The 16504-nt window shown below is 56.8% G+C and carries 17 protein-coding genes; 10 read left to right on the plus strand and 7 right to left on the minus strand.

Going from position 1 to position 16504, the window contains the following annotated elements; all coding sequences use genetic code 11:
- Positions 1-183: 183 nt before the first annotated feature.
- On the plus strand, positions 184-675 hold the full coding sequence (locus AB4O11_RS22240) for a hypothetical protein (RefSeq protein WP_116254703.1): 492 nt from the start codon (positions 184-186) through the stop codon (positions 673-675).
- A 108-nt stretch (positions 676-783) separates the two neighbouring features.
- Here AB4O11_RS22240 and AB4O11_RS22245 read toward each other — a convergent pair whose 3' ends face one another.
- The 3 genes from AB4O11_RS22245 to ccoN all read right to left on the minus strand — a co-directional run bounded on the left by AB4O11_RS22245 (position 784) and on the right by ccoN (position 3624).
- On the minus strand, positions 784-1761 hold the full coding sequence (locus AB4O11_RS22245; RefSeq protein ID WP_460128562.1) for a halovibrin HvnC: 978 nt from the start codon (positions 1759-1761) through the stop codon (positions 784-786).
- Positions 1762-1959: 198 nt separating this feature from the next.
- Positions 1960-2178, minus strand: coding sequence for a cbb3-type cytochrome c oxidase subunit 3 (locus AB4O11_RS22250; protein WP_460128564.1), 219 nt, complete (start codon positions 2176-2178; stop codon positions 1960-1962).
- An 18-nt stretch (positions 2179-2196) separates the two neighbouring features.
- Entirely contained in the window at positions 2197-3624 is a 1428-nt protein-coding gene (gene ccoN, locus AB4O11_RS22255) for a cytochrome-c oxidase, cbb3-type subunit I (protein WP_460128566.1), read from the minus strand.
- A gap of 339 nt (positions 3625-3963) precedes the next feature.
- Between ccoN and AB4O11_RS22260 the strand changes: the two genes are divergently transcribed.
- The 4 genes from AB4O11_RS22260 (at position 3964) to AB4O11_RS22275 (ending at position 8582) form a co-directional block, all read left to right on the plus strand.
- Positions 3964-5637, plus strand: coding sequence for a nitrite/sulfite reductase (locus AB4O11_RS22260; RefSeq protein ID WP_460128568.1), 1674 nt, complete (start codon positions 3964-3966; stop codon positions 5635-5637).
- Positions 5634-6113: a DUF934 domain-containing protein gene (locus tag AB4O11_RS22265; protein WP_460128570.1), complete on the plus strand. Its 480-nt coding sequence runs from the start codon at positions 5634-5636 to the stop codon at positions 6111-6113. Before AB4O11_RS22260 ends, AB4O11_RS22265 begins: the two co-directional genes overlap by 4 nt.
- Before the next feature lie 220 nt (positions 6114-6333).
- The gene (locus tag AB4O11_RS22270) at positions 6334-7308 is read left to right on the plus strand and encodes a hypothetical protein (protein WP_460128572.1); all 975 of its coding nucleotides are present in this window, start codon (positions 6334-6336) and stop codon (positions 7306-7308) included.
- A 599-nt stretch (positions 7309-7907) separates the two neighbouring features.
- Complete coding sequence (locus AB4O11_RS22275; protein WP_093433003.1) at positions 7908-8582, plus strand: DUF3313 domain-containing protein; 675 nt, start codon at positions 7908-7910, stop codon at positions 8580-8582.
- Between the two features lie 49 nt (positions 8583-8631).
- Here the strand turns inward: AB4O11_RS22275 and AB4O11_RS22280 are convergent, their stop codons facing one another.
- Together AB4O11_RS22280 and AB4O11_RS22285 are read right to left on the minus strand one after the other, a co-directional pair.
- The gene (locus AB4O11_RS22280; protein WP_460090780.1) at positions 8632-9627 is read right to left on the minus strand and encodes a DUF3829 domain-containing protein; all 996 of its coding nucleotides are present in this window, start codon (positions 9625-9627) and stop codon (positions 8632-8634) included.
- A complete protein-coding gene (locus tag AB4O11_RS22285) occupies positions 9624-11252 on the minus strand; it encodes a J domain-containing protein (RefSeq protein ID WP_460128574.1) in 1629 nt (542 codons plus the stop codon). The genes AB4O11_RS22280 and AB4O11_RS22285 overlap by 4 nt, the downstream gene beginning before the upstream one ends.
- 642 nt (positions 11253-11894) lie before the next feature.
- On the opposite strand from AB4O11_RS22285, the gene AB4O11_RS22290 reads away from it, so the two are divergent.
- Positions 11895-12263 carry a DUF6124 family protein gene (locus AB4O11_RS22290; RefSeq protein WP_460128576.1) on the plus strand — a complete coding sequence of 123 codons (369 nt, stop codon included), beginning with the start codon at positions 11895-11897 and terminating at the stop codon, positions 12261-12263.
- 451 nt (positions 12264-12714) lie between these two features.
- Here AB4O11_RS22290 and AB4O11_RS22295 read toward each other — a convergent pair whose 3' ends face one another.
- A complete protein-coding gene (locus AB4O11_RS22295; protein WP_320336866.1) occupies positions 12715-13134 on the minus strand; it encodes a YciI family protein in 420 nt (139 codons plus the stop codon).
- Here AB4O11_RS22295 and AB4O11_RS22300 point away from each other — a divergent pair.
- The 3 genes from AB4O11_RS22300 to AB4O11_RS22310 all read left to right on the plus strand — a co-directional run bounded on the left by AB4O11_RS22300 (position 13082) and on the right by AB4O11_RS22310 (position 14977).
- Positions 13082-13828 carry a PAAR domain-containing protein gene (locus AB4O11_RS22300; RefSeq protein WP_460128578.1) on the plus strand — a complete coding sequence of 249 codons (747 nt, stop codon included), beginning with the start codon at positions 13082-13084 and terminating at the stop codon, positions 13826-13828. The two genes, AB4O11_RS22295 and AB4O11_RS22300, sit on opposite strands and share 53 nt — an antisense overlap.
- The gene (locus AB4O11_RS22305; protein WP_141129284.1) at positions 13828-14526 is read left to right on the plus strand and encodes a hypothetical protein; all 699 of its coding nucleotides are present in this window, start codon (positions 13828-13830) and stop codon (positions 14524-14526) included. Before AB4O11_RS22300 ends, AB4O11_RS22305 begins: the two co-directional genes overlap by 1 nt.
- 91 nt (positions 14527-14617) lie before the next feature.
- The gene (locus AB4O11_RS22310) at positions 14618-14977 is read left to right on the plus strand and encodes a hypothetical protein (RefSeq protein ID WP_249384289.1); all 360 of its coding nucleotides are present in this window, start codon (positions 14618-14620) and stop codon (positions 14975-14977) included.
- Between the two features lie 102 nt (positions 14978-15079).
- On the opposite strand, the gene AB4O11_RS22315 is transcribed toward AB4O11_RS22310, so the two are convergent.
- Positions 15080-15505, minus strand: coding sequence for a YciI family protein (locus tag AB4O11_RS22315; protein WP_414925931.1), 426 nt, complete (start codon positions 15503-15505; stop codon positions 15080-15082).
- A 342-nt stretch (positions 15506-15847) separates the two neighbouring features.
- On the opposite strand from AB4O11_RS22315, the gene tpx reads away from it, so the two are divergent.
- A complete protein-coding gene (gene tpx / locus AB4O11_RS22320; RefSeq protein WP_320336862.1) occupies positions 15848-16348 on the plus strand; it encodes a thiol peroxidase in 501 nt (166 codons plus the stop codon).
- Positions 16349-16504 lie beyond the last annotated feature (156 nt).

Raw genomic sequence — 16504 nt, forward strand, 5'->3', positions numbered from 1 at the left:
GAGGGTTTATCTAAAACCCTCTGTCGCTGGCTGCCTACTGTCAGATCTGACAGGTGGAGGGGGCAAATCCTACCGTTCGTCTGGATTAAGCGTATGCGGAGCTTGAATCGGTGGTTAACCGTACGCCAGCACGTTGATCTGCCACTATCGGAGTTCGCAGGCTTTGAGCCGAGGAGTGCAACAATGGACGACGTACAACAACTGGGCGATATGCTTCGCCGCTATGCCGAGAGCGAAGCGCACAAGGCCCAACTGTTCGAGACCCAGTCGGCGGCGTGGGCCGCCCGGATCATCGAGTTGTTCGGCAACATTGAGCAATGGCTTGCGCCGGTACAAATGCCCAATCTGCTGGAAGTCAGCCGTGAGACGTATGTCGCGTTCGGGCCGAGCACGCCGGTGGAAACCTCGACCTTCAAGACGGAAAAGCTGAGCATCGTGATTGCCGGCAAACCGGTAGAGTTCGTGCCGGATGTGATGGGCAGCGCGGGGCAGATTTCCCTGGCGGTGATGGGCCTTACGGCGGCACGTTACGGCAGTATTTCCCTGGTGGGATTGGCAGACGGTGAGTGGCAGTGGCGCAAGACCAATGGGTTGAAGGATCCCGACACGTTTGTATTTGATGCAAATTTTCTGGCGCTGCAATTGCAGAGTCTGATACCGCGTGAACGCGGCTAGCACCATCGCCCTCGCTTGGTCCAGTCCTGCACACGTGACGAGGCCAATCTGGCGGTGACGCTACTGGCTGCGTTTGCAGTGCAGGCACGGTGAGCAGCACGGGCTGAATCAGGGTTTGATCAACTGATCCGTGTCAACGTACTGGAATGTTGCATCGTGGGCTGATGTGGATGGGGGATACAGACGGATCACCGGCACCCAGATTCTGGAAGTAGTGGAATCATAGAAATCCTTCTGATTGTCTCGGGCTTGAGATAACCCGGCATTGTCCCCCCCGGCGATATAAAAGAAGGCCATCAGAGGCAAGGTGTTTTGCAGGTTCTGTGGCCAGGTCTTGATCACGATTTCATTCTGTTCGGAGAAATGTGCAGACACTTGGCTCAACATTGTGCGGGCTCGTACCGATTGGTAAAAAGCCGCTGCAGCCGGCCTTCCGGTTGCCTCGGAAACGTCGAAGCCACATTGTCGAATGTGATGACTGTTGGGCGAGTTATCCCAAACGCTTTTCCATTGCTCGGCGGTGGTCACACCCGCACTTCGGCAACGCTGGCTTGTCGCGGGAAAAGAGGCGTGTGGACCACAGGGGGTGGTGCGGTTCCAGGTCCAGCCATCGATGGGAAAGGAGCACAAAACGTCCAGATCGACCTTGTCTTGCGGCGCACCGAAGATGGGGTACAACATTAATCCATTGCCTTTGCCCCAGGCCAGACGGCCGAATTTCGAGTCTGCCCTGAGGAAGGAAAACGATACTCCGCCGTTCTTGATTGAGGTTGGGCTTGGGTTCCATACGTGATGCGTTTCGCCAGGCTGCTTGTCCGTGACTCGAAGAATGATCCCGGAACAGAGAAAAGCCGGTTGATTGGCTGACTCATGGCAGTTCACGAATTTGGAGTTGTAGAGCTGGTTCAATAGCTCGACCACTTGCGGACCTGTCATTGCTACGTTTGGACTATTGCTGACACCTTGCTCGACCGGTGACTGGGTGGCGATGGGTGAGCAGCCTAATAGTGTTACAAGGAGCAATGAAAGGAGGGCGTTTCTCATCTTGGTGCTCCCTGGTTCTGACTGGTCAATACCGATGGTCATGTGGCAGTGTTTGGCAGCACGTTGGAAAACGATGCGCTATGAGTGCCGTCTCGTTAGCAACATAAAGACAAACCTGCCACCTGCCTACTGTCAGATCTGACAGGGAAAATACGAAAAATCTACCGTTTGTCGGAGGCGGACTGTCAGAGCAAAATGTGCAGGCAGCGGAGGGGGAGGCCCCTCCGCTACTGATTCCTCTCACATTTCAAGATTGATCCAGCCTGGTTTGGCGTCTTCCGGCGCCACCGCTTTCACGGTTTTCCCGGTAGCCCGTTCAACCCGCCGCGCCACCTCGGGGTCATCGGCAAACGGCACCATGCTCGCTTCATCCAGACTGTCCGCCGTCTCCCGCCGCAAGCAGTACTCCACCGCCAGCCAAAGAAACATCACGCCCAACACATCAAAGAAAATCTCCATCACGCGCGACTCCCTGCCTCAGGCGATCTGCGCTTCACTGCGCGCCAGTGAAATGTCGGCCACCCGCACCGTGCGCCACACGTTGTAAGCCATCAACAACATCCCGGTGAGGAAGAACACCCCGCCGGCAAAGCGCACGATAAACCCCGGATGACTGGCCTGTAGCGCTTCGACGAACGAATAGGTCAGCGTGCCGTCCTCGTTGATCGCCCGCCACATCAGGCCCTGGGTGATGCCGTTGACCCACATCGAAGCGATGTAGAGCACCGTGCCGATGGTCGCCAGCCAGAAGTGCAGATTGATCAGCGGCGTGCTGTACATCTGCTCGCGGCCAAACACTTTCGGCACCATGTGATAGGTCGCGCCGAAGGTGATCATCGCCACCCAGCCCAACGCGCCGGCGTGGACGTGTCCGATGGTCCAGTCGGTGTAGTGGGAGAGGGCGTTGACGGTTTTGATCGCCATCATCGGCCCTTCGAAGGTCGACATGCCGTAGAACGCCAGCGACAGCACGAGGAATCGCAGGATCGGGTCGGTGCGCAACTTATGCCAGGCACCGGACAAGGTCATCATGCCGTTGATCATCCCGCCCCAGCTCGGCGCCAGCAGGATCAGCGACATGGCCATGCCCAGTGACTGCGCCCAGTCCGGCAGCGCGGTGTAGTGCAAATGGTGCGGGCCGGCCCAGATGTACAAGGTAATCAGCGCCCAGAAATGCACAATCGACAAGCGATACGAATATACCGGCCGATTGACCTGTTTCGGCACGAAGTAATACATCATGCCGAGGAACCCGGTGGTCAGGAAGAAACCCACTGCGTTGTGCCCGTACCACCACTGCACCATCGCATCGGTGGCGCCGGAATACACCGGATACGACTTGAACCAGTCCACCGGAATCGACAGGTGATTGACTACGTGCAACATGGCGATCACCAGGATGAACGCACCAAAAAACCAGTTGCCGACGTAGATGTGCTTGGTCTTGCGCTGCACCACAGTGGTGAAAAACACGATGGCGTAAGCGACCCAGACCACGGCCATCCACACTGCGCCGGAGAATTCGATTTCGGCGTATTCCTTGGTGGTGGTGTAGCCCAGCGGCAGGGTGACCAGCATGATCACGATCACCGATTGCCAACCCCAGAAAGTGAACGCGGTGAGTTTGTCTGAATACAGCCGCACCTGGCAGGTGCGCTGCACCGCGTAGTAACTGGCGGCAAATTGCGCGCTGCCGGCGAAACCGAAAATCACCAGGCTGGTGTGCAGCGGGCGCAAGCGGCCGAAGGTGGTCCACGGCAGGTCCAGGTTCATCTCTGGCCACACCAGTTGCGAGGCGATAAAAACCCCCATCGCCATGCCCACCACACCCCAGAAAACCGTCGCGATAACGAATTGGCGGACGACCTTGTAGTTGTAAGCCTGTCCGATTGTTGCTGTGCTCATGGTCAGTTCATCCACGGTTGCAAAGTCTTGCCAGGCCACCCGGTCTGGCATGAGCTGCACTGTAGAAACCCCGCCAGAAACAAAACAGGCTCAGGAATCTTTGATTTGTGCGGATCAGATTAAAGGGCTGACTGCGGCGTTCTGCCGCGCCCTGATATGGTTTTTATGAGTTCAGGTGAATCTGTAACGTGCTGCGCCGCTTCGTCATAGTGCTCTGAAGAAAACTGTGGGAGCGAGCCTGCTCGCGAATGCGGTGTGTCAGGCAACTGCATTGTTGGCTGACACACCGCATTCGCGAGCAGGCTCGCTCCCACAGGAATAACTGATGAGGTGGCAGGCATGTATCAATACGATGATTACGACCGGGCGCTGGTGTTCGAGCGTGTTGCGCAATTCCGCGATCAGGTCGAGCGCTTCATGGCCGGGGAATTGAGCGAAGAGGAGTTCCTGCCGCTGCGCCTGCAAAACGGCCTGTACATGCAGAAGCACGCCTACATGCTGCGCGTGGCGATTCCCTACGGCACCTTGAGCGCCGAACAGATGCGCACACTGGCGAGCATCGCCAGTGATTACGACCGTGGTTACGGCCACTTCACTACGCGACAGAACATGCAGTTCAACTGGATCGAACTCGCCGAGGTGCCGGATATCCTCGAGCGTCTGGCGCAGGTCAACATGCATGCGATCCAGACCTCCGGCAACTGCGTGCGCAACATCACCACCGAGGCGTTCGCCGGGGTCGCGGCGGACGAACTGATCGACCCGCGCCCGCTGGCCGAGATCCTGCGGCAGTGGTCGACGATCAACCCGGAATTCCTGTTTCTGCCGCGCAAATTCAAGATCGCCATTTGTTCGGCGAAGCAGGATCGCGCGGCAATCATGATGCACGACATCGGCCTCTACCTTTACCCCGGCCGCGATGGGCAGATGCTTCTGCGAGTGATCGTCGGCGGTGGTCTGGGGCGCACGCCGATCCTCGGTTTGCAGATTCGCGAAGGCTTGCCGTGGCAGCATTTGCTGTCTTACGTCGAAGCCGTGCTGCGGGTGTACAACCGCCACGGCCGGCGCGACAACAAATACAAGGCGCGGATCAAGATTCTGGTCAAGGCACTGGGCATCGAAGCGTTTGCCAAGGAAGTCGAGGAGGAATGGCAACACCTCAAGGACGGCCCGGCGCAACTGACCGAGGCCGAATATCAACGGGTCGCCAGTGCCTTCGTGCCGCCGGTTTATCAGACCCTGGCCGACACCGATCTGGACTTCGGCACGCGCCTGGCCGAAAGCCCGGCGTTTGCCCGTTGGGTCGCGCGCAACGTGCAGCCGCACAAGGTGCCGGGTTACACCAGCGTGGTGCTGTCGACCAAACCGGGCATGGCTTCGCCGCCGGGGGATGTCACCGGTGTGCAGATGCTGGCGGTGGCGGACTGGTCGCAGCGTTTCGGGTTTGGCGAAATTCGTATTGCCCATGAGCAGAACATCGTCCTCCCTGACGTGGCGAAAACCGACCTCTATGCGCTGTGGCAACTGGCGTGTAAACACGATCTGGGCAGCGCCAACGTCGGCCTGCTGACCGACATCATTGCCTGCCCCGGTGGCGATTTCTGTGCACTGGCCAACGCCAAATCGATCCCGATTGCCCAGGCGATTCAGGCACGTTTCGACAACCTCGATTACCTGCATGATCTGGGTGATATCAGCCTGAATATTTCTGGGTGCATGAACGCCTGCGGCCACCACCACATCGGCAATATCGGCATCCTCGGCGTCGATAAGAACGGCAGCGAGTGGTATCAGATCACCCTCGGCGGCGCCCAGGGCAAAAACAGCGCGCTGGGCAAAGTCATCGGCCCGTCGTTCAGCGCCGCCGAGGTGCCACAGGTGATCGAGCGGATCATCGGCACGTTTGTGCGCTATCGCGAGCACGAGGAATTGTTCGTCGACACCGTCGCGCGGATTGGCATGGAGCCGTTCAAGGAACGGGTCTATCCGAAGACGCTGGAGGCGGCGGTATGAACAATCTGTTGCGGCTGGAGCAGGGCGTGGCGCGGATAGTGACAGACGATCCGTGGACGTTGATGCGCGAACCATCGACGCTAAGGCCGGAGGGTTTGCTGATATTGCCGCTGATGCATTGGCTGGAATCACCGTCGACTCATGCGGTGTGGCTCGGCCCCGACGATGAGGTTGAAAGTCTGGTGCCGTGGCTGGGTTCGTTGCCGCTGATAGCGCTGGATTTTCCGAGCTTTCGCGACGGGCGTGCTTACAGTCAGGCGTATCTGCTGCGCAGTCGGTTCGGCTGGGCAGGGGAGTTGCGCGCGATTGGCGATGTGCTGCGTGATCAGCTCAGCCATATGCGCCAGTGCGGGTTCGACAGTTTCGCGGTGCGTGAGGACAAATCGGCTGAGGATGCGCTGAAAGGATTGGCCGGGATGAGCGTGTTGTATGGGCGTTCGGTGATCGAGCCGCGCCCGCTTTTTCGGCGGCGTTGACGCTTGAAAAGATCGCAGCCTGCGGCAGCTCCTACATGAGTTCAACTGTAGGAGCTGCCGCAGGCTGCGATCTTTTGATTTGGCTTTTACCACCGGGGAAACCCCTAGAAACCTCCTGAATCGGGCATTTTCCCTTGGGTCGATGGTGGCCTTTTGGTAGAGTCGCCGTCGCCAGCGGGTTTTCGGCTGGACGATGGAACCGAAGAAGGGAGTCTGATCAGTGAGTCCGGGCAAAAAAATCCTCGGCCTCACAGCGTTGCTGTTAATGGTGACGCTGTGGGCCAGTTACTTTTATGTATTCAAGGAAAACCGCGACGGCCAGCTCGGCGGCGTCGGCGAAAGCACCGCGTGGTGCGGCACGCCACCGACTACAGAAGCGGCATTGCTGGGCAAGGACCAGCTAACCTTGCGCGTCACCAATAACCTGCGCGGCGAGTTCATGCTCAGTGGTTCCCTGGTGGTTTCCGAACGCACCTTCAACCGCTACGACCTCGCTCGCAATGAACTGCGTTTGCGACTGGAACCGTTGCAGTGGTCATTCGGCGTCACGCCGATCTTCCTTGAGCAGGTCAAGGTGCAGCCGCTGAGCCGCAACCTGTCGGCCACCAACAAAAGCGCCTACGCCGAACTTGAACCGCGCCCGATTGGTGTCCAGGGTCAGGTTACCGAATTCCCTTTCGACACCTACCGCTACGGCTATAAACCGGTGCTCTATTACCTCAAGGGCAGCGAGCGCATCGACCTGCGCTTCAAGAACATCACCACGTTAATGGAGATGTCCAACACCTTCACGCCGATCCAGAAGTACAACCGCGTCGACTACATCAACGAGAAAACCTCGATGATCCGCGACGACGATTACAAGGCTTACGGGCCGCACGAATGTGCTTTCAGCGTTGAGCGCAAAGGCTCGTTCAAGGTTGTGGTGTTGTTGCTCCTGCTGGTGTTGTGTTTGCCGTTACTGCTGGTGTTTTACCGCAATGAGCCGGGGATCGACTTCCTTGCCACGCTGTTGGGCGCCGCGATCGTGCGGGTGCTGCTGATCGGGCCGGTGCAGGATTTTCAGCTGTACAACATCGACTTCCTGTTGGGCGCGGCGATTTTGCTGGTGGGCACGGTATCGTTGATCAAGGCGATGCACATCAACAGCCGGCGGGAGATGGCGTTGCGCAGTGGTGAGACTTCGTCCTGGTAACGAGGTGAACCCCTGAAAAGCCCCTCACCCTAACCCTCTCCCGGAGGGAGAGGGGACTGACCGAGTTGTCTGGCGAGCGACACCGACGTGACAGACCGAGTTGATTATGGATTCCAAGCCAATCAGTCGCCTCTATCTACCTCTGAGAGAGGGGACTGACCGAGGTGTCTGGCGAGCGACACCGACGTGAAAGACCGAGTCGATTATGGATTCAAAGGCAATCGCTCAAGTCGGCGGAACTCTTGAATATCCCCCAATCGGTCCCCTCTCCCTCTGGGAGAGGGCTAGGGTGAGGGAAGACAATATCCAGCCGGTCACTTAAGCGCCGGATCCCCCATGTTCATCTTCTTCCACCCCTGCAACAACACTTGCGGGCGTTCTGGCTCAGCTTGTTCCAATGCAGCGGATTCTTGAAGCTCACCAATGGCCAAGCGCTCGATGCAGCATTGCCGGATGCTCGACGTCTTTCAAATGACGCTTGTGATCCGCCGCGCAGCCTTGCGTGAATATTGTGCTGTGCAATCGCAATTACTGAAGTTTTAGCTATACCTGTAATTCCCCCGGGCAAAGTTTTTCGGCCTTCTGACAGGAGTTACAGCATGAAGCTAGCAGTGATGATGGGCACTCTGTGCATTGCCACCGTCGCAATGGTGGGTTGTTCCAGCAAAACCGTCGACCCGAAAGAGTACTCAGGATTCCTCAAAGACTACAGCCAGCTCAAGGAGGCCAAATCCCCGTCCGGTGCCGAGGTGATGCGCTGGATCGATCCAAAGGTCGACGTCAGGAAATTCACCAGTGTGTACATCGAGCCGACTCAGCTCTACCCGAAACCGCAACCCACCGCGAAGATCTCCCAGCAAACCCTCAATGGCATCACTTCCTACTACGATCAGGCGCTCAAACGTGAGATCGGCAAAGACTTGCCGTTGGCCACCGGTCCTGGCCCGGGCGTGATTGTGGTGCGTGCGGCGATCACCGCCGTGAGCAGCTCCACCGAAGGCCTGCATGCTTACGAGGTAATTCCGATTGCGCTGGTCGCCGCTGCGGTCAGCACCGCCAGCGGTATTCGCGATCAGGAAACTACGTTGGCCACCGAAGCGGTATTCCTCGATGGCGCGAATAACAAGGTCGTCGCGCAAGTGGTGCGCAAAGGCACCGGCAAACCACTGGAAAATGATTCGCAGGCAATGAGCACCAATGACGTCAAACCCGTCATCGATGGCTGGGCCTCGGACCTGCGTCAGTCGTATCTGAAGCTCAAGAAAGCCAAGTAAGCGCACGAGGCCGGATTGTCCGCGAGGACCGTCCGGCCTGTGCACACCCTCAGAAATTGGCGCGTGCCTGGCGGTTGTAGTGGCTGAGCAAGGCGTCGTAGCCACGGGTGACGGCGTAATAGTCGTCGCTCAAACGTTGCGGTTCGGCGCGGTCCTGCCAATCCCTGTGCAGGGTGTTCAGTGCTTCGAGATAGTGCTGCGCAGGCTCACGGATGTGCCGCCACAGCTCGCGCGCATCATCGTCTTTGTTACGGAAACCAGGCTCACGCGGGCCGATGAAAGGCCCACCGCGATTCCACGCCTGTTGCAGATCAGCGGTGGTTTCGGCCACAGCTTGAGGGGTCAGGGTGCGGTGCTTCATCCCGTCCTCCAGCCGCTCCAATGTCTCTCGGGCCTGAATCATATACGCCAGCAGCGACCAGTGGATCTCCTTGCCTACGCGTGCCTCAAGAAGTTTGAGCTGTTCGGATCGCTGCGCGATGTCCAGTGGCAGCAGTTCTTCTCTCAAGGCAGTCGATGCGCTGAGATAGGCATTGCTGGCGGTCTGAATTTGCGCCAGAACTCGCGGTGTCTGGTTGAACGGGACGACAAAGAAGCTCGCACTTTTATCGAGTCGAGTCGGTGGCGAAATCACCGATGCCCACTTCAGTGCTTGCGCGTAGTCACGGACTTTCTGCGACAGCGCTGGCTGGTAGGCCAGCAGCTCGAGCTTTTCGTTGATATCCCGCAGGCAGGTATCCTCCTGGATGTCACGCACAGTGAACGCATCACTGTTATCGAAATCCTGAGGCTCGGAAATATACTTTCCGAACGCATCAGCGGTTGGCCGCTGATGTTGGTTTTTGTCGTAGGCGTTGCGCCAGTGCACATCGACACGGTTGACGCAGGCAATGACCGGACTCAACGCGTTGGCCTGTGCGGTCACCACTGAGTCGCGCTGATCAAGCCACAGGTCGAGCTTCAGGAATGGCCGGGTCGCGCTCGACAGCCCCATCACCACCAGAACGACCACGACGCCGCTGACAAACATGAATCTCGACGTCATGGCCGTGCCTCCGCGGGATACCACTGCTCGCGGGTGGCCGGAGCGCCGCAATCGAAAGAACTCGCCGGCAACCGGCTACACAAACGCTCCGCCCAGGGTTGCAGGCCCTGATTGCGGTTGACCGTGCCTTGGCTGGCGGCCACTTTGAACACACCCAGCACCAGCACCAGCGCGACAACGCCGAGTAGCGTCAGGCCGATTTTCACCGGCAGGTTGGTCTTTTCCCAGGACGTGTGTGGCTTGACCTGACGGCGACGAATCAAACCCACGCTGGCCAGCGTGGCCGCATAGACGACGCCAGCGATGGGGCCGAAAAACCAGCAGAGTCCGGCCACCATCAACGCGCAGGGAATCAGATCGCGCAGTACGCCGAACGGCGCAGCGTCCTTGGCAAAACCCGGCCACAACCGCGCGCTGAGGCGGTCATCCAGCAGCCAATGGGTGTGCGCCAGTTCGTGCGTCAGCCAGTTGATGCCCGCAGCGATCACGCCAAACACGATTGTTGAGGTCATGACGATATTGATCAGCCCGGTGACGCGCAGCCCCAGCGGGATGAAATGAGTAAACGCACCGATCAGACAGGCCAGCACCACGCCAACGTAGGTCGGCCATTCACCGCGTTTCAGTTCCCAGTCGCGCCAGAAAAACGCGGTGCCCCCGGGCAATTCCGCGCAGACCTTCGGATGATTGGCATACAACGCCGAACTCAAATGTCGGCAATGCTCCCAATCTTTCTCACGCAGGCGTCTGGCCAATGCGCGACGCTGGTTGAACGGGCCGCTGCCGAGCAACAGGCGGGCGGCGCGGTGTTCGGCGGTGGCGGGCGGCTCTTCGGCGAGTTGACGCTGTTGCGCGATAAAAATCGGAGCTTCATGGCGCGCGACCAGACGTTTCCATTCATCTTTCGGGCAACGGTTGGCCGGACCGGAATGCCAGCCCTGGCCCGCACAGACCTGCTCGAAAATAGCGGAAGACCAGTATTCGCTGTCGAGCAGCAATCGACTGAGGAACAGGTTGAACCACTGCCGGTGCACTTCAGCGTCGAGCCAGAGGTATTGCGCGCACTGTGCGTAGGCCTGCAAAAAGGCCGCACTGTCCTCACGTTCGAGGGCATCACGCAGCGGTCGAGTCATGCGTTCCCGCTGGTGATCGAGCAAATGTTCGATGGATTCCTCGTCCAGTTCCAGCCGCTGCCAGGCACTGAACCAGTGATACGTCTGCACCGCCCAATCGACCATCGGCGCCGATGTATCCGGGTGCTCGATGCAATGCTGCAGCAGGGTCTCTTCGAGGATATGCGCGCAACCCTGCTCAACGGCGAGAGCATGGCGCTGTTGCAATTGTGCAAGGCTGGTGTCGGCCAGCGAGCGCGTCGCCTGCTGCAAGGCGTCGACTTCGACTACGGTCAGACCGGTCAAGTCCCAGGCGTCTTCATCAGCCCCGTGGTCCTCGCTGGCCTGCGCCCATTCCTTGTAATTCAGGGCTTGCTCATAGGCGTCACGCAGGCGCTGGAAGCCCTCGGCGTCTTCGTCCGGACGGGTCTGTTTGAGCAGGGCAGCGTATTGGCGTTTGATACTGCGCGTATCGGCGTCGGCCGTAAGGCCAAGGACGGTCCAGCAACTCATTGCGTGTACAACTCCATGAAAACCTGCGACGCGGTCCAGTGATGGCACTTTGATTTTGCGCACCCTACCTGTTTCGCGTCGAAAAGTCCTCAGCTGTTGCTTATTGGCCGACAAACCAGCGGCAGTACGGGTTGCCGCCGTTGCCGGGCATCACCCGCCAACTGACCCTGCAAGCGGACGGCGCACTGGCGACAGGAGCTGGCGAGTGACACGAGGTTGCGATCTTTTGATCGTGTTTTTTAAATGCAAAATCAAAGGTTCGTCCGATCGCGGCTCTAGCCTTCGGCCGCTACTACATATGCGTATTTCAATTCGGGATGTTTAAACGTTGTTTGGAATTTGCGGAACGTTCCCACAAGGTTTTCAGGTTGTCCGTCGGACGTCGGGTCTCTAGCCTGTGTTCGTCGCTGCCAAATCAGCGACCGGGACTGGAAACCCCGACGGGTATTAGTGGCGCGTACACGCCTTTCATAACGTATCCTTGCGCACTTCGAATGTGTGCACTCCGTTATGGCGGCTGTGCGCGGGAGACCTTCGGGTCGACCGGGTCGCCGCTGCCCGGGTTTCCAACCTGCGTACAGCTGCCACCTCTTCGTCCGGAAACCGAATGGGGCAGCTCCAACTTTCCAGTGGAGTTCCACCATGAAAAAGCCAACACCCAATCCCCCAGAATCAGACGCCGACACCACATCCCCCTACGCCTCAGTCGACAGTAAAAAACTCCACGAAGCCGCCGATCGCGCCCTCGACTACTACCTCAACCCCAGCGCCCATATCACGTCCAGCGCCAACGAGCCGGAACCCATGTACCTCGCCAATCCCGGGTACAACACTGAATCCCTGCTCGCCAACGCCAGCGAAACCCTCGGCTCGGCCAGTGAAATGCTGATGAACTTCGCCGCCTCGCTGGAAACCTCGCAGCGCAAGACCGCACTGGGTATCGCACAGGTTGTCATGTTGGGGGAACTCGCGGTGAATCAGGCATTGGATCACGTCGAACTCAAGAGCTGATCGCTCTTGATTGATCGTTCCCACGCTCTTTACTGGAATGCAGCCCTTGACGCTCTGCGCCAAATTCGCAAGCTGGAACGCAGAGCGTCCCTTGAGGCATTCCCACGCAGAGCGTGGGAACGATCAATTAAGACAGATAGTCATGCTGGGTGAACTCGCGGTGAATCAAGCCCAGGATCACGTCGAGCTCAATAACTGATCTCTGTTGAATGATCGTTCCCACGCGCAGCAAAGGAATGCAGCCCTTGACGCTCTGCGTCAAATTCGCAAGCTGGAACGCAGAGCGTCCCTTGAGGCATTCCCACGCAGAGCGTGGGAACGATCAAGATCCGCTCTATGCCCGACTGACCGATTCTGCAGGTGTCGAGTGAAACGAGGCTGTGATCTTTTGACTTTGCTTTTCAAGATCAAAAGATCGCAGCCTTCGGCAACTCCTACACGGGATACCCGGTTAGCCGTTTTTCTTGGCCTGTTCGCGGACACGTTCTTCCTGTTCCCGCGCTTCAGGAGTGAACTCAGCGCCGAAGTCTTCTGCCGAAAATATCTGGCGGATTTCAATATCAGAATCGCCTGACATTGGGTTAGGGCAGCGCTTGACCCATTCGATGGCTTCTTCTTTTGATTTCACTTCCCAGATCCAGTAACCCGCCACCAGTTCTTTGGTCTCGATGAACGGCCCGTCGATGACCGTGCGTTTGTCCCCGGAGAAATGCACGCGAGCGCCTTTGCTGCTCGGGTGCAGGCCATCGCAATCGATCAGGATGCCGGCCTTGACCAGTTCTTCGTTGAAGTTGCCCATGGCAGTGATCAGTTCTTGAATGATCGTTCCCACGCTCTGCGTGGGAATGCAGCCCTTGTCGCTCTGCGTCAAATTTGCAAGCTGGAACGCAGAGCGTCCCTTGATGCATCCCTTTGCCGCGCGTTGGAATGGTCAACGACCAACCAAAAAAGACTCAACCCGGTCGCATTTTTTATCCAGTCCGGAGGCTCCATGGATACCCTGTTTTCCACAACAAGATCGGGTAATATCCGCAGGTCGCGATATTCAATGGAGAGAAACGATGGCAGGAAAGCCAGTCGCAAGGCTCGGAGATCCAGGGAGTCACGGTGGAAATATCACCACTGGATCAAGTCCTATTTTTGTTAACTCAACTCCCGTAGCTTTGGTAGGAGATATCTATTCCTGCCCAGTTCACGGCAGTAATCCCATAACAACGGGCGCTCCCCATGTTTTTGGGTTGGGAAAAGACGTTGCTCATGTTGGTTCCCAAACGGCATGTGGAGCGACGATTACTGCTGGATCACCTGACACCTTCGTCGGTGATTCTGGTAGTGCTCCCGCCAGCTTCTTCTCGCAGTTTCTGAAAGAAACGACTTTTGTCGAGTTTCAGTTGCTTAACGAAAGAGATGAACCTGTCCCCAACGAGGCGTATGAATTGACGCTTCCCGATGGAACTTTGATAAATGGCGTTCTCGACGAAAATGGCTTTGTGCATGTTGCAAATATTCCTAGGGGGAATTGCAGCATAAAGTTTCCGAAACTTGAAGATACGGAACATCTTTAATGGTTCAGTCTACTAAAGTTACCAGCACAACCCAGGCAGCAAAAAATACGGGCACATCAGGGAAAACCACAAAAACCAATCAGGTGGTCGTGTCCGGTGCGTATATGGAAGTGCTGGTGGGTGGTCCCTACACTCGCGATAAAGAAGAGCATCCTTTCGGGCACGCGGCTTTACATGTAGTGGTCGGTAGCAAAGACATTACTTATGACTTTGGTCGCTATGGAAAAACCTGGGGCACGTTCGATAGCGAGGGGGAAGGCGTGCTGAATGTCTGGACGTCCTTCAAAGCGTATATCTCTGGTGAAAACAGTTTGGGGCGTACAACAACAGGTTTTGTTTATTTTCTGGAAAATGCAAAAGCTGAGGCTGTGATCGCTCATTTCGACGGTATCGTCGCCCAGCAAAAAGAGCAGCGAAAAAAGACTGCGTCATCAGCACGGTATGTGTTGCCATCCAACTATCATCCGACTACGAATAACTGCACAACCGTGACCATTGCTGGAGCGAAGGTTTCGGGGAAGTCAATTGTGCAGAACCCTGCGAAATTTAATGAGATGCGAGGTCTCTCTTTCATCGAGAGACAGGCTGCGCGTACACAAAGTAGTCCGAAGGACGGGATTTTCATGCCGGCGGATTTACAAGCCATGCTCGAAGCGAATACCGAGGCCCCCTATGATAAGAAAAATGTTTACAAATAGGCGAATTGGCCTATGGCTGGTGGCAGTTCTATCCGTCAATGCGATTTTTTTGGCTTTTCTGATTTTTGGCGATATTGCGAAGGGGCACAATATGAAAATGATCAAAACTAAAGAACCGTTGTTGATTGAAGGTCCAAATGGCGACGAGAACTACTATGTCCTGCCTTTGGGTACCACGCTTTATCACGATAAAAGCTTTCCTGAAGGGCACGACCGTTATGTTGTGTATCTCAACCATAAAGGTGCAATTGCGCACGAAGAAGTACCCATGAAGCCTGAGTATGGCGGCTCATTTATCGATCCGCTCTGGCTGGCCAATGTTAATGAGGAAACCTTGAAAGAAATTTTCAAACGTTTTCCGCTTTCCAAAGCAGATGTCGCCGCAGCTATCAAGGCGAATGAAATAACCAAGGATGATCTGGCCGACATCATTCGATCGATGCCCGACTGACGATTCTGCAGGTGTCGAGTGAAACGAGGCTGTGATCTTTTGACTTTGCTTTTCAAGATCAAAAGATCGCAGCCTTCGGCAGCTCCTACACGGGATATCCGGTTAGCCGTTTTTCTTGGCCTGTTCGCGGACACGCTCTTCCTGTTCCCGCGCCTCCGGGGTGAACTCAGCGCCGAAGTCTTCTGCAGAAAATATCTGGCGGATTTCAATATCAGAATCGCCTGACATTGGGTTAGGGCAGCGCTTGACCCATTCGATGGCTTCTTCTTTGGATTTCACTTCCCAGATCCAGTAACCCGCTACCAGTTCTTTGGTCTCGATGAACGGCCCGTCGATCACCGTGCGTTTGTCCCCGGAGAAACGTACGCGGGCGCCTTTGCTGCTCGGGTGCAGGCCATCGCAATCGATCAGGATGCCGGCCTTGACCAGTTCTTCGTTGAAGTTGCCCATCGCGGTGATCAGTTCTTCGCTGGGCATGATGCCGGCTTCCGAATCGGCGCTGGCTTTGACAAGGATCATGAAGCGCATGGCGGTTACTCCGTGGATTGTGGGGATTCGTTGTTTAGTCGAACGGGCCACGCTTGAATCGACAGGGTCTCTGGTAAAAGTGCGGAGAATTTTTCACACCGCAGATCTAATTGTAGGAGTGAGCCTGCTCGCGATGGCGGTGTGTCATACACGCAGATGTTGACGGACAGACCGCTATCGCGAGCAGGCTCACTCCTACAGGGGGATGGTTGTGGTTTTGTATACAATTTTTCGCGCAGGCACCCAACAATTTCCAAACAGGGCATAGGTCGTCGGACCATTTCGTGGTTAACTTCGGCCTCTTGCATGCTTTCCAATCAAAACATCAGAAGGACTCAAGTCATGGCTCAAGTCACCCTTAAAGGCAATCCGGTTCAAGTCAACGGCCAGTTGCCACAAGCCGGTTCCAAGGCGCCAGCCTTTTCTCTGGTTGCCGGCAATCTGTCCGACGTCACCCTGAAAGACTTCGCCGGCAAGCGCAAAGTGCTGAACATCTTCCCAAGCGTCGACACCCCGACCTGCGCCACTTCCGTGCGCAAGTTCAACGCTCAGGCCAACGACATCGCCAACACCGTGGTGCTGTGCATCTCGGCTGACCTGCCGTTCGCCCAAGCGCGTTTCTGCGGCGCCGAAGGTCTGGAAAACGTACAAAACCTGTCGACCCTGCGCGGCACCGAGTTCATCGAGAACTACGGCGTGGCCATCGCTGACGGCCCGCTGAAAGGCCTGACCGCTCGCGCCGTTGTGGTGCTGGACGAAAACGACAACGTCCTGCACAGCGAACTGGTCAAGGAAATCGCTGAAGAGCCTAACTACGAAGCGGCGCTGTCCGTTCTCAAGTAAGCGCTTTTACAATTGTTAACGGCCTGGCCCTGTCCAGGCCGTTTTCATTTGTGTATCAGTGTTTTGCCTCACACCTTGAAACGTAAGTTGAAGGTAAATTGCCGGTAAAGCTGCTTTGCTATTTCCCCACCAGTGCTTATCGTTCAGCCTCCCGTA

Source organism: Pseudomonas sp. H1_D05, from assembly GCF_054682705.1.

Excerpts from the sequence above, each read along its gene's own strand:
- AB4O11_RS22240 (WP_116254703.1), top strand. The coding sequence starts at position 184 with ATGGACGACGTACAACAACTGGGCGATATGCTTCGCCGCTATGCCGAG.
- AB4O11_RS22245 (WP_460128562.1), bottom strand. The coding sequence starts at position 1,761 with ATGACCATCGGTATTGACCAGTCAGAACCAGGGAGCACCAAGATGAGA.
- AB4O11_RS22250 (WP_460128564.1), bottom strand. The coding sequence starts at position 2,178 with ATGGAGATTTTCTTTGATGTGTTGGGCGTGATGTTTCTTTGGCTGGCG.
- ccoN (WP_460128566.1), bottom strand. The coding sequence starts at position 3,624 with ATGAGCACAGCAACAATCGGACAGGCTTACAACTACAAGGTCGTCCGC.
- AB4O11_RS22260 (WP_460128568.1), top strand. The coding sequence starts at position 3,964 with ATGTATCAATACGATGATTACGACCGGGCGCTGGTGTTCGAGCGTGTT.
- AB4O11_RS22265 (WP_460128570.1), top strand. The coding sequence starts at position 5,634 with ATGAACAATCTGTTGCGGCTGGAGCAGGGCGTGGCGCGGATAGTGACA.
- AB4O11_RS22275 (WP_093433003.1), top strand. The coding sequence starts at position 7,908 with ATGAAGCTAGCAGTGATGATGGGCACTCTGTGCATTGCCACCGTCGCA.
- AB4O11_RS22280 (WP_460090780.1), bottom strand. The coding sequence starts at position 9,627 with ATGACGTCGAGATTCATGTTTGTCAGCGGCGTCGTGGTCGTTCTGGTG.
- AB4O11_RS22285 (WP_460128574.1), bottom strand. The coding sequence starts at position 11,252 with ATGAGTTGCTGGACCGTCCTTGGCCTTACGGCCGACGCCGATACGCGC.
- AB4O11_RS22290 (WP_460128576.1), top strand. The coding sequence starts at position 11,895 with ATGAAAAAGCCAACACCCAATCCCCCAGAATCAGACGCCGACACCACA.
- AB4O11_RS22300 (WP_460128578.1), top strand. The coding sequence starts at position 13,082 with ATGATCGTTCCCACGCTCTGCGTGGGAATGCAGCCCTTGTCGCTCTGC.
- AB4O11_RS22305 (WP_141129284.1), top strand. The coding sequence starts at position 13,828 with ATGGTTCAGTCTACTAAAGTTACCAGCACAACCCAGGCAGCAAAAAAT.
- AB4O11_RS22310 (WP_249384289.1), top strand. The coding sequence starts at position 14,618 with ATGAAAATGATCAAAACTAAAGAACCGTTGTTGATTGAAGGTCCAAAT.
- AB4O11_RS22315 (WP_414925931.1), bottom strand. The coding sequence starts at position 15,505 with ATGCGCTTCATGATCCTTGTCAAAGCCAGCGCCGATTCGGAAGCCGGC.
- tpx (WP_320336862.1), top strand. The coding sequence starts at position 15,848 with ATGGCTCAAGTCACCCTTAAAGGCAATCCGGTTCAAGTCAACGGCCAG.